This is a genomic window from Streptomyces lycii, from assembly GCF_009735685.1.
In the GTDB taxonomy this organism is placed as follows: domain Bacteria; phylum Actinomycetota; class Actinomycetes; order Streptomycetales; family Streptomycetaceae; genus Streptomyces; species Streptomyces lycii.
In genome coordinates, this window is sequence record NZ_WHPN01000271.1 from 53,538 (window position 1) to 69,429 (window position 15,892).

General features: G+C 72.9%; 13 protein-coding genes. 6 read left to right on the top strand and 7 right to left on the bottom strand.

The features are described from left to right. Positions 1–190: 190 nt before the first annotated feature. On the bottom strand, positions 191–1,039 hold the full coding sequence (locus GCU69_RS13675; RefSeq protein WP_098753188.1) for an alpha/beta fold hydrolase: 849 nt from the start codon (positions 1,037–1,039) through the stop codon (positions 191–193). A gap of 66 nt (positions 1,040–1,105) precedes the next feature. Between GCU69_RS13675 and GCU69_RS13680 the strand changes: the two genes are divergently transcribed. Then, positions 1,106–1,726: a CGNR zinc finger domain-containing protein gene (locus GCU69_RS13680; RefSeq protein ID WP_098753189.1), complete on the top strand. Its 621-nt coding sequence runs from the start codon at positions 1,106–1,108 to the stop codon at positions 1,724–1,726. Positions 1,727–2,330: 604 nt separating this feature from the next. Here GCU69_RS13680 and GCU69_RS13685 read toward each other — a convergent pair. Next, on the bottom strand, positions 2,331–2,939 hold the full coding sequence (locus GCU69_RS13685; protein WP_098753190.1) for a TetR/AcrR family transcriptional regulator: 609 nt from the start codon (positions 2,937–2,939) through the stop codon (positions 2,331–2,333). A 91-nt stretch (positions 2,940–3,030) separates the two neighbouring features. Here GCU69_RS13685 and GCU69_RS13690 point away from each other — a divergent pair, with 91 nt between their 5' ends. Next, complete coding sequence (locus GCU69_RS13690) at positions 3,031–3,777, top strand: SDR family NAD(P)-dependent oxidoreductase (RefSeq protein WP_098753191.1); 747 nt, start codon at positions 3,031–3,033, stop codon at positions 3,775–3,777. 570 nt (positions 3,778–4,347) lie between these two features. Further along, complete coding sequence (locus GCU69_RS13695; protein ID WP_156206207.1) at positions 4,348–5,265, top strand: PhzF family phenazine biosynthesis protein; 918 nt, start codon at positions 4,348–4,350, stop codon at positions 5,263–5,265. A gap of 376 nt (positions 5,266–5,641) precedes the next feature. Here the strand turns inward: GCU69_RS13695 and GCU69_RS13700 are convergent, their stop codons facing one another. Both GCU69_RS13700 and GCU69_RS13705 read right to left on the bottom strand, forming a co-directional pair. Then, positions 5,642–6,373: a dienelactone hydrolase family protein gene (locus tag GCU69_RS13700; RefSeq protein ID WP_156206208.1), complete on the bottom strand. Its 732-nt coding sequence runs from the start codon at positions 6,371–6,373 to the stop codon at positions 5,642–5,644. 332 nt (positions 6,374–6,705) lie between these two features. Continuing rightward, positions 6,706–7,578 (bottom strand): helix-turn-helix domain-containing protein, encoded by an 873-nt coding sequence (locus GCU69_RS13705; protein ID WP_098753208.1) that lies wholly within the window; start codon positions 7,576–7,578, stop codon positions 6,706–6,708. Positions 7,579–7,852: 274 nt separating this feature from the next. Here GCU69_RS13705 and GCU69_RS13710 point away from each other — a divergent pair, with 274 nt between their 5' ends. Further along, the gene (locus GCU69_RS13710; RefSeq protein ID WP_156206209.1) at positions 7,853–8,629 is read left to right on the top strand and encodes an SDR family NAD(P)-dependent oxidoreductase; all 777 of its coding nucleotides are present in this window, start codon (positions 7,853–7,855) and stop codon (positions 8,627–8,629) included. Between the two features lie 73 nt (positions 8,630–8,702). Here GCU69_RS13710 and GCU69_RS13715 read toward each other — a convergent pair whose 3' ends face one another. Next, positions 8,703–11,528 (bottom strand): helix-turn-helix transcriptional regulator, encoded by a 2,826-nt coding sequence (locus tag GCU69_RS13715; protein WP_156206210.1) that lies wholly within the window; start codon positions 11,526–11,528, stop codon positions 8,703–8,705. A gap of 176 nt (positions 11,529–11,704) precedes the next feature. On the opposite strand from GCU69_RS13715, the gene GCU69_RS13720 reads away from it, so the two are divergent. After that, positions 11,705–12,619 carry an MBL fold metallo-hydrolase gene (locus GCU69_RS13720; protein ID WP_156206211.1) on the top strand — a complete coding sequence of 305 codons (915 nt, stop codon included), beginning with the start codon at positions 11,705–11,707 and terminating at the stop codon, positions 12,617–12,619. 21 nt (positions 12,620–12,640) lie between these two features. Continuing rightward, the gene (locus tag GCU69_RS13725) at positions 12,641–14,131 is read left to right on the top strand and encodes a carboxylesterase/lipase family protein (protein WP_156206212.1); all 1,491 of its coding nucleotides are present in this window, start codon (positions 12,641–12,643) and stop codon (positions 14,129–14,131) included. 75 nt (positions 14,132–14,206) lie between these two features. On the opposite strand, the gene GCU69_RS13730 is transcribed toward GCU69_RS13725, so the two are convergent. Further along, on the bottom strand, positions 14,207–14,527 hold the full coding sequence (locus GCU69_RS13730; RefSeq protein ID WP_156206213.1) for a hypothetical protein: 321 nt from the start codon (positions 14,525–14,527) through the stop codon (positions 14,207–14,209). Positions 14,528–14,631: 104 nt separating this feature from the next. Continuing rightward, the gene (locus GCU69_RS13735) at positions 14,632–15,804 is read right to left on the bottom strand and encodes an epoxide hydrolase family protein (protein WP_156206214.1); all 1,173 of its coding nucleotides are present in this window, start codon (positions 15,802–15,804) and stop codon (positions 14,632–14,634) included. Positions 15,805–15,892 lie beyond the last annotated feature (88 nt).

The window sequence follows — 15,892 nt, forward strand, 5'->3', positions numbered from 1 at the left end:
GCGCGGCGGATGGGCGGACGGCCCCGGGAGGAGACGAAGCCTGACGCCCTCCGGCCGCGCGTGCCGGGCCCCTGTGGCGTCACGCCGGGGCGGGTGCCGGGTGGCCGATGCCCGTCTTCCGCCTGCACGCCCGGCCATTTCACCGTCCCGGAGCCCTGCACATGGCCGGTGCTCCAGGCGCTGTCCGGCGTTACGGGCGGTGCCGGCCGAAGAACTCGGCGAGGGCGTGGGCGGTGTGCTGAGGCTGGTCCTCGGCGATGAAGTGGCCGGCTTCGGGGATGGTGGCCCGCTGGGCGCCGGGGATGGCCGCGGCGAGCCGGTCGCCGGTGCCGGGGTGGAGCCACTGGTCTTCCGCGCCCCACAGCACCAGGGTGGGTGCGGTGACGCGGTCCAGGCGGGCGACGGCGTCCCGGGTGTCCTCGAAGGTGACGGCGCAGACCTGGTCCAGCCAGCGCTGCCGGCCGTCGGCTCCGGCCCAGGGGGCGAGGTAGGCGGCGGTGTCCGCGTCGGACATCGGCAGGTGCGTCGCGGTGCGCAGGCGTGCGGTGATGATGTCGTCGAAGACGTGCGGCGGCATGGTCCGGTACGCCTCGGCGTAGCGCTGCTGGTGTTCGGTGAACGGTGTGTTCCACGGGCCGAGCACGGCGGCGTCCAGCAGGGCGATGTTGCTCGCCGGCAGCTGCTCGGTCAGGTGGGCACGCATCACGATCCCCCCGCCGATGTCGTGCCCGGCCAGGCTGGGGGCTTCCAGGCCCCAGTGTTCGGTCAGCTCGACGAGCGTGCGTGCCTGCAAGGCGATGGAGGGCGCCGCGCCCGGCGCGATGCGCGAATCGCCGAACCCGAGCAGGTCCCAGGTGTAGACGGTGTGGTGACGGGCGAGCGCGGGCACCACGTTCCGCCAGAGGTAGGAGGAAGCGGGGGTTCCGTGGACCAGGACGACGGGTGGGCCTTCGCCGAAGACGCCCGTGGCGACCTCGCCGGCGGCGACCCGGGTGCGCCGGCGCAGCTTCCACGGTGTGTGCCCGTTGTGCGTCCTCATCTCCGAGCCTCCATGCTGTAATGGGTATAATGACTCTTATCCGGTTACGCTAGCATGAGGTAAGGCGTGAAGTTTCCTTTTTCCGATTACGCGACGGGTGCGGGTGTGGCGACCGATCTGGTCAACACCTCCGCCCGGGTCCGCAGGAGTACGGGCGAGGTGCTCGTGGACGCGAACGCACTCGGCCGCTTCCTGGCCGACCGCGGTCTCCTCCCGGATGCTCCGGCGCAGGACCTCCGGCCGACCGCGCAGGACCTGGAGGAGGTGCTCGCGCTGCGCCGGGAAGTGCGCGCTCTTCTGGAGGCCACCGGCGAAGAACAGGTCGCCGACGGCGCCAACGCACTGGTCGGGCGGGCAGGCGTGGGGCCCGTACTGCACAGGGACGCGGACGGCCGCTGGCAGTGGTACGTCGAGACCTCCCCGCGGGCCTCGCTCGCCGAAGAGCTGGCCGCCCTCATCGGCACCGGGCTGCTCGGCGTCCTGCACACACTCCAGCACGACCGCATCCGGCACTGCTCCTCGCCGGTGTGCGACGGCATGTTCGTGGACACCAGCAAGGCGGGGCGCCGCCGCTACTGCATGCCCGGCCTGTGCGGCAACCGCCTCAACGTCGCCAACCACCGCGCCCGCCGGCTCGCGGACGAGGCCCGCTCCCCGGACTCCGCCGGGAAGAACCCCCGGGCTTGAGGGGCCTGGTGGTCCCGAGGCCGCTCGACGGCAGCAACGAAGGTCCCGGCGGCGAGTGCGGCCGGCCGGCCATGGGGCCGGAACCGTCCGCGTACTCCTTCGGCCGGCCGGAGCGGCCCGGGACCTTCCCGTACGGGCGCCCGGCCCGGGAGGTGATGGCCGGTTACCGGACGAACGCCGGGTCCGGCTCCGACGGCCCGCACGACCTTTGGGTCCGCCCGGGTCCGGCGCAGCACGGAGTCCGCGGAGCGGCCCAGCCTCCGGCCCGTCGACTCGCAGACGGTCGACTCCCGGGCTGTGCTCCTGTGCCACCGGCCTGCCTCGGCGCCGGTTGCGCGTCCGGGATCCGAGTGGCTTCGGGGCCCGGTCCTGCCGGGTCGTCACCGGCATGCGCGACCGCCGGCCCGGCGGCGATGAGCCATCGCCGGACGCGCCCAATCCCCGCTGGTCCGGGCCGGGGCGGACGGCTGCGGGTGTTGCTCGGTCGCGGCCGAACTCCGGGCCCACGGGAGCGTGGTCATGCGCTGGAGAAGTTCACCGGGATCCGCCGGTGCCGTCGGGCGGATCCGTGACCAGTCCCGTGAAGGGGCCCGCCCGGGGGCGGTCAGACGGGCGGCCAGTTTCGCAGCGCCGCGTCGGCCACCTGCTGGAGTTCGCAGCGGGTGGCGCCGCCGGCGGCCTGGACGGCGATGCCGTTCGACACGGTCATGATGTATCGGGCGAGCAGTTCCGGGTCCGCGCCGGGGGGCAGGTCGCCCTCGTCGACGGCCCGCTGGAACCGGTGGCGGAGGCGGGCACGGCCGTCGTCGCGCCAGGCGGTCAGGGCATCCTGGGCCGCCCGGCCGGAGTCGCCCGCGGCCAGCGAGCCCTGCACGCCCAGGCATCCGGCGGGGCAGCCGGGGCGGGTGGTCGTGCTGACCGAGCCGGCGAGGAACGCCGTGGCCACCTCGCGGGCGGTCGGCTTCTCCAGCGCGCGGTCCGCATAGGCGGCGGGGCCTTCGGTGTAGCGCTCCAGGGCCTTGCGGAACAGCTCCTCCTTGTTGCCGAAGGCCGCGTACATGCTCTTGCGGGTGATGCCCATGGCCCGGGTCAGGTCGGTCAGGCTGGCGCCTTCATAGCCCTGCTCCCAGAAGACCCTCATCGCCCGCTCCAGGGCCTCGTCGGCGTCAAAGCCTCTCGGCCGGCCGACCGGCGCTTTCCGGGTGATCTCCACGGTCCCATCCTACCTCTCGATACCGATCGGTGCAGAAGTGCTACGGTTCCATTACGCACCGATCGGTATCTAAGTTTCGGGAGTTCAAGCTATGGGACAGCTGGAAGGCAAGACCGCCGTCGTGACCGGCGGCAGCACCGGGATCGGCCTGGCCACCGCAGCACGGCTGGCATCCGAGGGCGCCCATGTGTTCATCACCGGCCGGCGCAGGGACGCGCTCGACGGGGCCGTCGAGTCGATCGGTACCGCGGTCACCGCGGTGCCGGGCGACATATCGGAGCCCGCCGACCTGGACCGGCTCTACGCAGCGGTCCGTGACCGCGGCCGAGGCCTGGACGTGCTCTTCGCCAACGCGGGCACGGCCACGCTCGCACCGTTGGCGCAGGCCACGGAGGAACAGTACGACCGGATGTTCGGCATCAACGTCCGGGGCACCCTGCTCACCGTGCGGAAGGCGCTGCCGCTGCTCAACGACGGGGCCTCGGTGATCCTGAACGACTCCATCCGCGCCGACGACGGCCGGGAGACCTTCGGCCTGTACGCGGCGTCGAAGGCCGCGGTCCGGTCCCTCGCGCGGACCTGGGCCAACGAACTGAAGGGCAGGGGCATCCGGGTCAACTCGGTGGCGCCGGGCGCGATCGACACCCCCGGAGCCGACATCGCCATCGGCGAGGAGAACGCGGCCGCCGTCAAGGCGGAACTCGCTGCGGGAGTCCCGGTCGGCCGCAGGGGACGCCCGGAGGAGGTCGCCGCCGCCGTGGCCTTCCTCGCCTCCGCGGACAGCAGCTTCCTGCTCGGCACCACCCTGCACGTCAACGGCGGCGAGAACCAGTTCTGACCCGCCGGGCAAAGCCCCGGCCGGCCGCCCGCGCGCAGACCGCCCGGTCCCGGCCGGCTCTGCGCGCACCACCCGCCTCCGGCGGAACTGAGAACGGGGGAGGGCTCTTCGACCTCCCCGGGTCGCAGCCCTTCCCCGTCAGGGGGCCATCCGCTCACCCGTCGACTCGGGTCCCTGCGCGCTCACTCCCGCCGGCCGTCGCGGCGCTCAGGCGGCCGCGCACGCCGGCTTCGGCCACACGGCCGGCGACGCCGTGATCGCTGACTTGCCCGGCCGTGATCGCTCGCCGTCACCGAGTTGGTCACGAACGCGCACCGAGTCGCTCTGGAGTGACCGTGCGCAGGAGGCATGGCGCCGGGGTCGCCGCCGTGGCCGGTGCGTAGACGGCGAACGCTGTCCGCGGCCCGGCAAGCCAGCGATCAGTGCCGCGGCGCGGGCGATGCCGGTCTGCTGCTTGAACGGCTCGCCCGTCATGATCGCAGCGTATGACATCGATATCTCCGTCCACGACGAAGTATCCGGCTTCGATCATCGACTTCGGAGAAGTTCCGCGAGAGAGGACCACTGACCATGTCGGATTCGGGCAGGACCACCGCGACCGCACCGTCCGGGCACGGGGCCACCGAGGTGCTGCACTACACCGCCTTCTCCACCAGCCCGGCCGGCGGCAACGGCGCCGGCGTGATCCTCGACGCCTCCGCCCTCGGCGACGACGAGATGGTGGCCATCGCCGCCGGACTCGGCTATTCGGAATCCGCCTTCGTCACCCCCGGGCCCGATGCGGACGACGAACGGTCTTTCACCCTGCGGTTCTTCAGCCCCAGGGCGGAGGTCGGCTTCTGCGGTCATGCCACCGTCGCCACCGCGGTGGCGCTGGGCGAGCACCGCGGCACGGGCGACTTCGGCTTCCACACCTCCGCGGGCCACGTTCCCGTCACCGTCCGGGAGGACGACGGCGTACTGAAGGCCACGCTCACCAGCGTCGAGCCCCGGGTGCACGATGCCGCACCCGCCGATGTGGCGGAAGCACTGGCGGCGCTCGGCTGGCAGGCGAGCGAACTCGATGACGCGCTGCCGCCGAGGATCGCCTTCGCGGGCGTGCGCCACCTGGTGCTCGCGGCCGCCACCCGCGAGCGACTGGCCGCCCTGGACTACGACTTCGACCGGCTGCTGCGGCTGATGGAGCGGCTCGACCTGACGACCGTCCAGCTCGTGTGGCGCCAGGCGCCGACCATCTTCCACGTCCGCGACCCGTTCCCGGTCGGCGGCGTGGTGGAGGACGCCGCGACGGGCGCGGCGGCAGCGGCGTTCGGCGCCTACGCCCGCGACTTGGCGCTCGTCCCGGAGGACGCAACGCTCACGCTCCACCAGGGCTACGACATGGGACGTCCGTCCTTGCTGGAAGTCGGCCTGCGCCCCGGTGACCGGCGAGTGCGCGTCACCGGAGCCGCGGTCGCCATCCGGCCGGGGGCGGCGTCCGGGACGTAGCGGAACACGGAGCCGGCACGCGGGCTGTGCCGGCTCCGGCGCACCCGAGGGATCAGGGCGCGTCCGCACAGTCATGGGGGGCGGCCAAGCACCGGGCGAGCCGGCCGCCGTACCGCTCGCCGAGGGACCACCCGGGCAGTTGGGGAACGGGCGCCGGGGGAGACCCGGGTGACATCCCGGACCAGCTGGCGTTCCGGCGGTGGAGGCGATTCCGTACGGTGCGCACGGGCACCGGCCCCACCACGCCGGTGCCCGGGACCGGGCACCGGCGGTGGCGACGTGGGGAGCGGGCCGAGGAGCGGATGATCCTCGCCCGGTGCCCTGGGTTCTGGCACCTCAGGAGCCGACGGCCTCGGCCCTGTCCCGGACTGGAGCCTCAGCCGGACAGGGTGCGGCCGAGGAGGGGCAGCAGACGGTCCCAGTGATGCTGCAGCGCGGCGGGGTTGAAGGCGTCGGTGTCGGACATGGTGAAGCCGTGAACGGTCCCGGGGTAGATCTCGGAGGTGTAGTCGGCACCCGCCGCGTCCAGCGCCTTGTTGAGCCGGCCGAGGGCCCCCGGCGTCAAGTCGCTCTCGGCGTGCCCGAAGTGGACCTCGGCGGTGAGTTCGGAGAGGCTGCCGGGCCCGTCGGCCCCCACCGGGGCGTGGAATGCGGCGAGTGCGGCCACCCGGCCGGGGTGGGCCGCGGCGGTGCGCGTCGCCATCAGGCCGCCGATGCAGTAGCCGGTCACCGCGACCGGTCCGGCGCCGGCCTCGGGCTGAGCGGTGAGGAACCCCAGATAGGCGTCGGCGTCGCTCAGGGCACGTTCTGTGGTGTGCGCCTCGATCATGGGCATCAGCCGGGCGAATATCGCGGGCCGGACCTCCTCCCCGATGTGCTCGGGAAGTTCGGTCACCGGGGCCGGGCCGTGCCGGTAGAAGAGGTTGGGGACGAGTACGCAGTACCCGTGCCCGGCGAGTTCGCGGGCCATGTCCCGCAGCACGGGGCGGATGCCGAAGCCGTCCGGGTACATCAGCACCCCCGGGTGCTGTCCGCCACCGTCGGGGAAGGCGGCGAACGCGTCGGCCCGTCCGTCGGCGGTGGGGATCCGCAGCATCTTGGTGGGCATGGGTTCTCCTGTCGTGATTGACGTGTTTGAGCCTGTGGTCAACACGACGGAGGCGGAGCCCGTGCACCAACGCGAGATCCCCGAACGGACAGCGGGCCGGCACCGGACAGACCGGCACCGGTCCGTACGGCGCTCAGAAGGGCACCGGGTCACCAATCCGTGTGTGGCGCGATGCCGTCCCGGTAGTCATGGCGGACAGCGTAGCCCACCGGGCAAAGCCGAGGCCGGCCCGTCAGGTCGTCGCGCTGGTCGCGAGAACGATCTCCGTGGCACGCCGTGATCCTGGTGCGGCCCGCGTTCCCGTCGGGCCGGGCGGGGGGTGGGCGGCGTTCTCAGTGCGGTGAGCCGTGAGCCCGGCGGCCGAGGGCCGGGTTGTCGCGGGGGCTCCGCAGTGCCGAGCCGAGGAGGGCCAGTTTGCCGGCGTCGTCGGTATCGGGGTCGGGGTGGTAGACGACGAGCATGATGCCGTCCGTGTCGGTGACGAGCAGCTTCTCTCTGTGCAGACGCAGCTCGCCGACCTCCGGGTGGTTGAACGAGACAACGGCCGTGCCGCCTCGCAGCCGCACGTCGTGGCGTGCCCACAACCGCCTGAACAGCGGGCTGACCAGGGAGAGTTCACCGACGAGTTCGATGCAGCGCGGATCGTCGGTGTCGGTGCCGACCGCGTCCCGGAAGCCGGCGACCAGCCCGGCGGCGACGTCTTCCGAGTGGGGCGAGAACAGGTCCTGTTCGCCGGTGTCCAGGAACACGTCCCGCAGTCGGTTGGCCCCCACGACCAGGCGCGGGGAGAGCGCGGTGGCCAGAGGGTTGGCGGCGAGGATGTCGAGGTAGCGGCCCTCGGCGAACGCCGGCAGCGGGAGCATGGACACGAGCCGGGCCGTACTGGGCGGGAGCGTCTCCTTGCGCGGGCGCCGCCGACGGCGGGGCTTGTCCGCGGCGAGGTCGAGCAGGTACGCCCTGGAGACGTCGTCGAGGCGCAGAACGCGGGCGAGGGATTCGAGGACCTGCACCGACGGCCTGCGGTCGCGGCCGCGTTCCAGACGCAGGTAGTAGTCGGCGCTGATGCCGGCCAGCATCGCGACCTCTTCACGGCGCAGGCCCGGTGCCCGCCGCACGCCCGTCACCGGGACGCCCGCCTCTTCGGGGGTGACGAGGTCGCGGCGGGCCCGGAGGAACGCTCCCAGCCTGTTCGGCTCATCGGTCATGGGCCACACGATAGATCGCGCGGAGTGCCCGGGAGGGGGCCCTGTCACTCCTCTGGACAGCAAGGGCCCTGGCCGGCCCGGGGCCGCGGGCCGGATGGTGGGCGACAGCGCCGGAGAGCGGCCGGGGCACCACCGGACCGTCGCGGCAGTGAGGCGTGAACCCGGAGCCGGGGGCATCTTTCCCCGGCTTCTCCGGCGGATCGGAACCGCCGGCACCCGACCGTGCACGCCGTGCGCCGCATGAACAAGTCACACTCACATGAGGAGTAGAACCATGTCTTCACTCGCCCTCGTCACCGGTGCCTCCTCAGGAATCGGCGCGGCGTTCGCCCGGCGTCTGGCCGCGGACGGATACGACCTGCTCCTCGTCGCGCGGCGGCGGGAACGGCTCGAAGCACTCGCGGCGTCGCTGCCGGGCACCGAGTCGCACGTCGTCACCGCCGACCTGGCCACCGATGAGGGCATCGACACCGTGGCCGCGGTGTGCGCGAGCCGGCCGCTGGCCATGCTCGTCAACAACGCCGGCGTCGCGCACTACATGCCGATGGACCAACTGCCTGCGGCCAGGGCGCGGGAGCTGCTGAGCGTCAAGGTCACCGCGCCGGTGATACTGACCCGCGCGGCCCTGCCCGGCATGCTCGCGCGCGGTGCCGGAACGGTCGTGAACGTCGCCGGGATGCTCGCCTTCTCGGGACCCTCGGCGCAGAAGGCCGGCCGCGCCGTCTACACGGGAACGCTGGCCCACGCCGTCGCCATGTCGCAGACCCTGCACACCGAACTGGCGGGAACCGGCGTGCGGGTGCACGTCGTCTGTCCCGGCATCGTGGCCACCGAGTTCCACACGGTGCAGGGCCTGGACCTGTCGGCCGTCCCCCGCATGGCCCCGGAGGACGTCGTCACCGCCGCCCTCGCGGGCATCGAGCTGGGCGAGACCGTCAGCGCTCCCGGCGTCGAGGACTACGGTCTCCTCCGGGCGGTGTTCGCAGCGGACCTCGACGCGTTCGGTGCCCAGAGCCCCCGCCTCGCCTCCCGCTACCGCAGGGCGACCTGACGGGTTGCCGCTTCTCGCCTTGCGGCGGGCCCGGTCGGATGCACGTCGGGCGGTACGCGGTCAGGCGACTGCTTCAACGGCCGGGATGCCCTACCCCTGGCGGGCCGCCCGCCGTGAGGGTGCCCTCGACGAGGTCGCGCAGCTGCGACCGGGCGGTGACGCCCAGCTTGGGGAAGCTGCGGTAGAGGTGCGAGCTGACCGTGCGGGGGGAGAGGAAGAGCTTCTCGCCGATCTCGCGGTTGGTCAGCCCCCGGGCGGCGAGCCCGATGATCTGCCGCTGCTGCGGGGAGAGTCCGGTGAGCGCGTCGGGGGCCGCGTCCGCGACGTCGAGACCGGCGGCCCGCGCCTCGGCCCGGGCACGTTCGGTCCACGGGCGTGCGCCCAGGCGCCGGAAGGTCTCCAGGGCCTCGGTGAGCGGCCCACGGGCCTCTGCGATGCGCCGACGGCGCCGCAGCCACTCGGCGAGGTCGAGGAGGGTCTGGGCACGTTCGAAGGGCCAGTGCTCGAGGACCGGGTCGGCCAGGGCCGCCCGGAAGTGCGGCTCGGCGTCCCCGGGGTCTGCCAGCAGGGCGCGGGCCCGGCTGATCAGCGCGCGCAGACGCGGTGAGGCGTTGTCCCCGAGCGTGCGCGCGGAACGCTCGACGACCGGGACGGCGTCCTCGCGGCGGCCGCAGCGCACGGCGGCGGCGGCCAGCTCCGCGAGGGCCGGGTAGGAGGCGTGGTAATGCACGGGCGCGCCGTCTGCCGTGAAGACCGTGCGGAGTTGGCCGTAGGCCGCCTCGTACGCGCCATCGGCCGTTGCCGCGGCGCCGAGCGCACGCCGGGCATGGACGGAGACCGAGCGGCTTTCCAGCGGATCGGTCAGGGCGAGCGCCTCATCGGCCCGGGCGCGGGCCGCGGTGGTGTCACCCTGGTAGGCCAGCACGGTGGCGTCCACCGTGGCCGCACAGGCCACGGCGTGGTCGAGGCCGGACATCCGGCCGACCGCCGTGGTGCGGGCGCAGGCCTCACGCGCCTGTTCCCACCGGCCTCGTTCCACAAGGGCCCAGGCGACCGCGCCGCCCAGCCCCTCCGGCAGCGATCCGCGCAGCTCCCAGTGGTCGAAGGCCTCGTCGAAGGCGCGGACGGCCCGCGGGGTCTCGTCCAGGAGCCATGCCATGATCCCGGCGGTGGTGAGCTGCTCCGGCCGGGCTTCCGCCTCGGTGAGCAACCGCGGAAGCACCGAAACGAGTTGAGCCCGGCCCTCGAAGGGGTCCGACACGGCCGTCACCCAGGTGCGCGGGCCCGCGGGGGCGGCGTCCTCGGGAATGCGCCGCAGGACGTCCCGGATGCGGCGGCGCTGGGAGTCCTCCCCGGAGTAGAAGCGGACGACGGCGGCGCAGGCCAGGAGGTCCAGCGCGGCGGCGGGCTGGGAGACCGCCAATTCCCCGGCGGCGCCGATCAGCCGGGAGAAGACGGTGGTGTGGCGCACGGTCAGGATCGCCAGCCGTCCGGCCCGTACCGTGGCGGAAGCCAGCAGCGACGCGTCGTCCGTGCGCGTGCGCGCCGCGGCGGTCAGTTCCTCGACCCACGCGAGGTCACCGGTGAACACGGCTGCTGAAGCGGCTTCGACCAGCAGCCGGGCGCTGTCCGCACGCCGCGGCGCGAGTTCCGCGGCACGCTGCAGGGCCATGGCCGCCGCCGCGTGGCCGCCGCGCCGGCGGGCCCGGGCGGCGGTCCGCTCCAGTTCCTCCGAAACGGCCGCGTCCGGGCCCGGGCAGGCGGCGGCCAGATGCCAGGCACGCCGGTCCGGTTCCTCCCGCAGCATTTCCGCGAGCGCGAGATGGGCCGCGCGCCGGGCGCCCGGGGACGCGGCGTGATACACGGCCGACCGGACCAGCGGGTGACGGAACCGGACGCCCCGGCCGGTCCGCTTGACCAGTACGGCCTGCTCGGCGGGCAGCCACACCGCGTCCTCGGCGCTCGGCAGCCCGGCCGGGGCAAGGACCGCGGTGTCGGCGCTGTCCATGGCGGCCAGGAGCAGCAGGGCCCGCGTCGTGGCGGCGGGGAAGCGGTTCAGGCGGGCGGCGAAGACCCGCTCCAGGTGATCGGTGAGCGGGAGTGGCCCTGCGGACGGCGCGCCCGCGGCCGGGTCGTGTTCGGTGGCTGCCCTCGCCAGTTCCACCAGTGCCAGCGGGTTCCCGCCGGCCTGGTCGAGGATCCGGGTCCTGGTGCGGCCGACGGGGCTGTCCGGCTGCAGGTCGAGGAGCCGGTTGGCCGCGGCGCTGTCGAGCGGTCCCAGGGTGAGCACCGGCACGTGACGGCCGAATCCCGGGAGGTGACCGCCGCCGCGGACCGCGATCAGCATCGTGACCGGTTCCCCTTCGAGCCGCCGGGCGACGAAGGACAGCGCGTCCAGGGAAGCCCGGTCGAACCACTGCGCGTCGTCCAGCACCACGAGCACGGGACGCCGGTCGCCCAGGGCTGACAGCAGGCTCAGGACGGCGACCCCGGTCAGCATGAGACCGGGAGCGCCCGGACGCCCGGGCGCGGACGGCCCCGCACCGAAGGCGTCCTGGATCGCGACGCGCTGCCTCTCCGGCAGCCGGCCCACCGCATCCGGCACCGGCCGCAGCAGCTGATGCAGCGCGGAGAACGCCAGGCCGGACTCCGACTCGCTGCCCTCGGCCCGCAGTACGCGAGCACCGCCGGCTTCGGCCCGGCGCACCGCACGGTCCAGCAGCGCGCTCTTCCCCGTGCCCGGGTCACCGGCCAGCATCACGACCGGGCCGGCCGATGCCGGGTCCACCGCACGGTACAGACGTGCCAGCTCCTCGTCCCGGCCGACGATCGGCTCCTCCGGACCCGGACCCGGACCAGAACCCATGACCGCACCACGGCCGCCTGCGTGCTCGTCCACGGATTCTCCAGGAACTGTGGCTCTCGAAGGGGAGCCGCCTTGCCTTGCTCCGTCCAGGCTACAAGCGGCCGAACCCGGCGGACGCGGCAGGCGCAGGTGCAGTCACGTTACGGATACCGGATGCCCCGGGGCCGCTCGTACGGTTTCAGGAAATCCCGAACTGCCAAGGACGGCTCATGGATCAGATCAAGCTCGGCGACGTCACCGTCACACGGGTGTGGGAATACTTCGGCCCCGTCGAGATGGCACCCGAAACCTTCTTTCCGGAAAGTCCGAAGGAAGTGTGGGACGAGGGCGCGTCATGGCTGACGCCGCATTTCCTGGATTCCGAGACCCATATCGTGAATACCGCGATCCAGACCTGGCTGCTGCGCAGCGAGGGCAAGACCATTCTTGTCGACACCGGCGTGGGCAACCACAAGGACCGCCCGTACGCGCCGGTCTGGAACCGCCTCGAAACAGACTTCCTCGCCAATCTCGCGCGCGCCGGCGTCGAGCCCGAGGACGTGGACATCGTGGTCAACACCCATCTCCACATCGATCACGTCGGCTGGAACACCTGCCTGGACGGCCGCCGCTGGGTGCCGACCTTCCCCAATGCCACCTATCTGATGCCGAAGGACGACTTCGACTTCTGGAACCCGGAGAACGGCCACAAGCCGCTGCTCGGCCGCGGCAACCAGAACGTCTTCGAGGACAGCGTGGCCCCGGTGCATCGGGCCGGCCGGACGCTGCTGTGGGAGAACAGCCACCGGATCGACGCCGGCCTGCGCCTGGACGCGGCTCCCGGGCACACGCCCGGCTCGTCCGTACTGACGCTCGCCTCCGGGACGGACCGCGCGGTGTTCGTCGGCGACATGCTGCACAGCCCGGTACAGATCCTCGAGCCCGACTCCAACAGCTGCTTCTGCGAGGACCCCGCGGGCGCCCGCGCCACCCGTCGCAAGGTGCTGGGCTGGGCGGCCGACAACAACGCACTCGTGATCCCGGCGCACCTGGGCGGCCACGGCGCCGCCGAAGTCGCCCGCGCGGGCAGCACGTTCGCCATCAAGGGCTGGGCGCCCTTCGCCCCGTACACCGAGCAGGGCTGAGCCCCGCGGAAAGGCACCACTGTGAACCACCACCCCGAACCCGTCGTCACCACGGCGCAGGGGGCCGTCCGCGGCCTGCGCCGGGGCGGCACCGAGGCGTTCCGCAACATCCCCTACGCCGCTCCGCCCCGCGGCGCCCGCAGATTCGCCCCGCCGCAGCCGCACGAGCCGTGGGACGGCATACGGGACGCCACGGCACCGGGGCCCACCGCGCCGCAGTCCGAGCGCAAGCTCGGCAGCATCGACATGTCCGCCTACTTCGGCACCGGCTGGGTCCGCGGCGAGGACTATCTCACCGTCAACGTCTTCGCGCCCGCAGCCGCGGGCGGCGACCGGCCCGTCATGGTGTTCGTCCACGGCGGCGGCTTCGTCGCCGGATCGACGCGGTCCGCGCTCCACGACGGGTCCGCCTTCGCCCGCGACGGGGTCGTCCTCGTCACGCTCAACTACCGTCTCGGCATCCCCGGGTTCCTCGACATCCCCGGGGCGCCCGCCAACCGCGGCCTCCTCGACGTCGTCGCCGCGCTGCGCTGGGTGCAGGAGAACATCGCGGCCTTCGGCGGTGACCCGCACAACGTCACCCTCTTCGGCCAGTCGGCCGGGGCGACCATCGTCGGCGGTGTCCTGGCCGCCCCCGAGGCCACGGGGCTCTTCCGCCGGGCGATCGTCCAAAGCGGCAGCGGCCTGGGCGCGTTCACCACCGGACAGGCCGCCCGCGTCACCGAGGCAGCCGCCGAGTACCTGGGTGCCGAGCCCCACGCCGACGCCTTCACGAAGATCTCCGACGAGCGCCTGGTCGAGGCCGCATCCCGGCTCGCGGGCATCGACCTGCACACCGGGACGCACCACGACCCGCTGATCGGACTCAGCCCCTTCAGCCTGGTCCTCGACACGCAGCCCGCCGTCTCCGTCGCCGCCGGCCTCAGCGCCGGCGTCGACCTGCTCATCGGGACCAACGCCGAGGAGGGCAACCTCTACCTGGTTCCCGTGGACCGGTACGCCGGCTCGACCGCCGGGGACGTCCACGACGCGGCGGCGCGCGCGCACCCGAGGCCGGCGCAGCTCGTCGAGACGTACCGGAAGTCCCGCCCCGGGGCGTCCTTCGGCGAGCTGCGGTCCGCCATCATGGGCGACGCGCTGTTCGGCGCGGGCAGCTGGGCCCTGGCCGGCGCACACGCGGCCCACCCGGAGTCCGCCACCTTCGGCTACGAGTTCGCATGGCGCTCCCGTGCCCTCGGCGGACAGCTCGGCGCCGCCCACGCCGTGGAGCTGCCCTTCGTCTTCGACCTCGCGCACCTGCCGCAGCTGCACGGCCCCGCCGCCCTGCTCGGCCCCGACGCGCCCCCCGCGGAGCTGGCCGCCCGCATGCACGAGGCCTGGATCCGGTTCGCCGGGACCGGGGACCCCGGCTGGGACGCCTACGACACCGGGCGCCGGGCCACCATGCGCATCGACACCGAGTGGACGCAGGCCGACGACCCCCGCAGCCGGGAACGACGGGCCTGGAGCTGACCGCTCGTACGTCCCTTTGCGTACCCAGCCCCGTCAGGGAGCCGCGACTGCCGGGGCCGGCGCGGGCACCGGCCGTCAGCTCCAGTAGTCCCGGTGGTCCTGGCTGCGCCAGCGCTCGTAGTCGCTGTACGGCGTGGGCAGCCCCAGCTTCAGCCAGGTGAGGCGGCCGGCTCCATAGGCGATCGGGAGTGCCGCGCCGGCGAACAGACACTGCTGTTCGGACAGGCCGAAGACCAGGCGGGCCGCGAAGTAGCCGACAGTGAAGAGGATTCCGGCACCGACGAGGTACAGCAGGAAGCTGACCACACCACCTGGCTGGCCCATCACGGCACCCAGCAACACGAGGAAGACGAACGTGCCCAGGACGGCGACGGCGAGTACCCCCAGCAGCACCATGGTGCCCCAGGCTACTCACGGGCCGTGGCCCGGGCCACGGCCCGGGGGGAGCCAGGCTGAAGAGCCCGGCTCCCTCCCCGGCCTCGGCCGTCGGAGCGGTGTGATCACCCCTTGGCGGCCAGCACTGCCGCGAGCCCCTCCCGCACGTCTTCGACGAAAAACCCGGGAACCTCCAGCGACGGGAAATGCCCCCCGGCCTCGGGCGTCGTCCACCGGACGATCTGCCGGTACCGCTCCTGTGCCCAGGGGCGCGGGCACTTCTCGACGTCGCGCGGATACATGGTGAGTGCCGACGGGACGTCGACCCGGAGTCCGGGATCGAGTGAGTTGTGGCTTTCGTAGTAGATGCGGGCCGACGACGCGCCGGTCCGCGTCAGCCAGTACAGGGTGACGTTGTCAAGAATCCTGTCCCGGGAAATCGTCTCGAACGGGCTGTCCTCGGTGTCCGTCCACTCGGCGAACTTGTCCAGGATCCAGGCGAGAAGCCCGACCGGCGAGTCGACGAGCGAGTAGCCGATGGTCTGCGGCCGGGTCGCCTGCTGCTTCGCGTATGCCGCGCGGTGGCGCCAGAAATCACGGGTTTCCTCGGTCCACTGGCGCTCGGCCGCCGTCAGCCCGTCCGTTGTCATGCCGGGCGGGGCCTCCGCGAACGTTGTGTGGATGCCGAGAACGTGCGCCGGAAACCTCCCGCCGAGGACCGTGGTGATATTGCCTCCCCAATCACCGCCGTGGGCCAGGAACTCGCCGTAGCCGAGCCTGCCCATCAGTTCCACCCAGGCGGCCGCGATCCTTTCGGTTCCCCAGCCGGTGGTGGCCGGCTTGTCGCTGTATCCGAATCCCGGTAGCGACGGCACCACGACATGGAACGCCGGCGCGTCCGCATCTTCCGGATCGGCCAGCTCGTCCACTGCGTCGACGAACCGGGCGACGCTGTCCGGCCAGCCGTGCGTCAGGAGCAGAGGAGTGGCATCCGCCCGCGCGGACCGGCGGTGCAGAAAGTGGATTCCCAGACCGTCGACGGTTGTGCGGAACTGGCCGATCCGGTTGAGGCGCTCCTCGAACGGCCGCCAGTCGTACCCGTCGCGCCAGTAGTTCACGACGTCGACGAGGTCGGCGAGCGGAACGCCCTGTTCCCATCGGCGGGGACCGGGCGCGGAGCCATGCACCGTCTCAGCCTCCGGCAGCCGCGCCGCGGCCAGTCGCGCGCGCAGATCGTCGAGGTCGGCGTCAGCCGCGTGGGCTTCGAATGCTTGCACGTCGCCGTTCGGGCGGGGCATGAGACCTCCTGGCCGTCGTGGACCCGGCAGCGATCCATCGCGAACCGGCTAAGACGGTTCTAGCAGTTCTCCGGGCAGTGCCGCAACC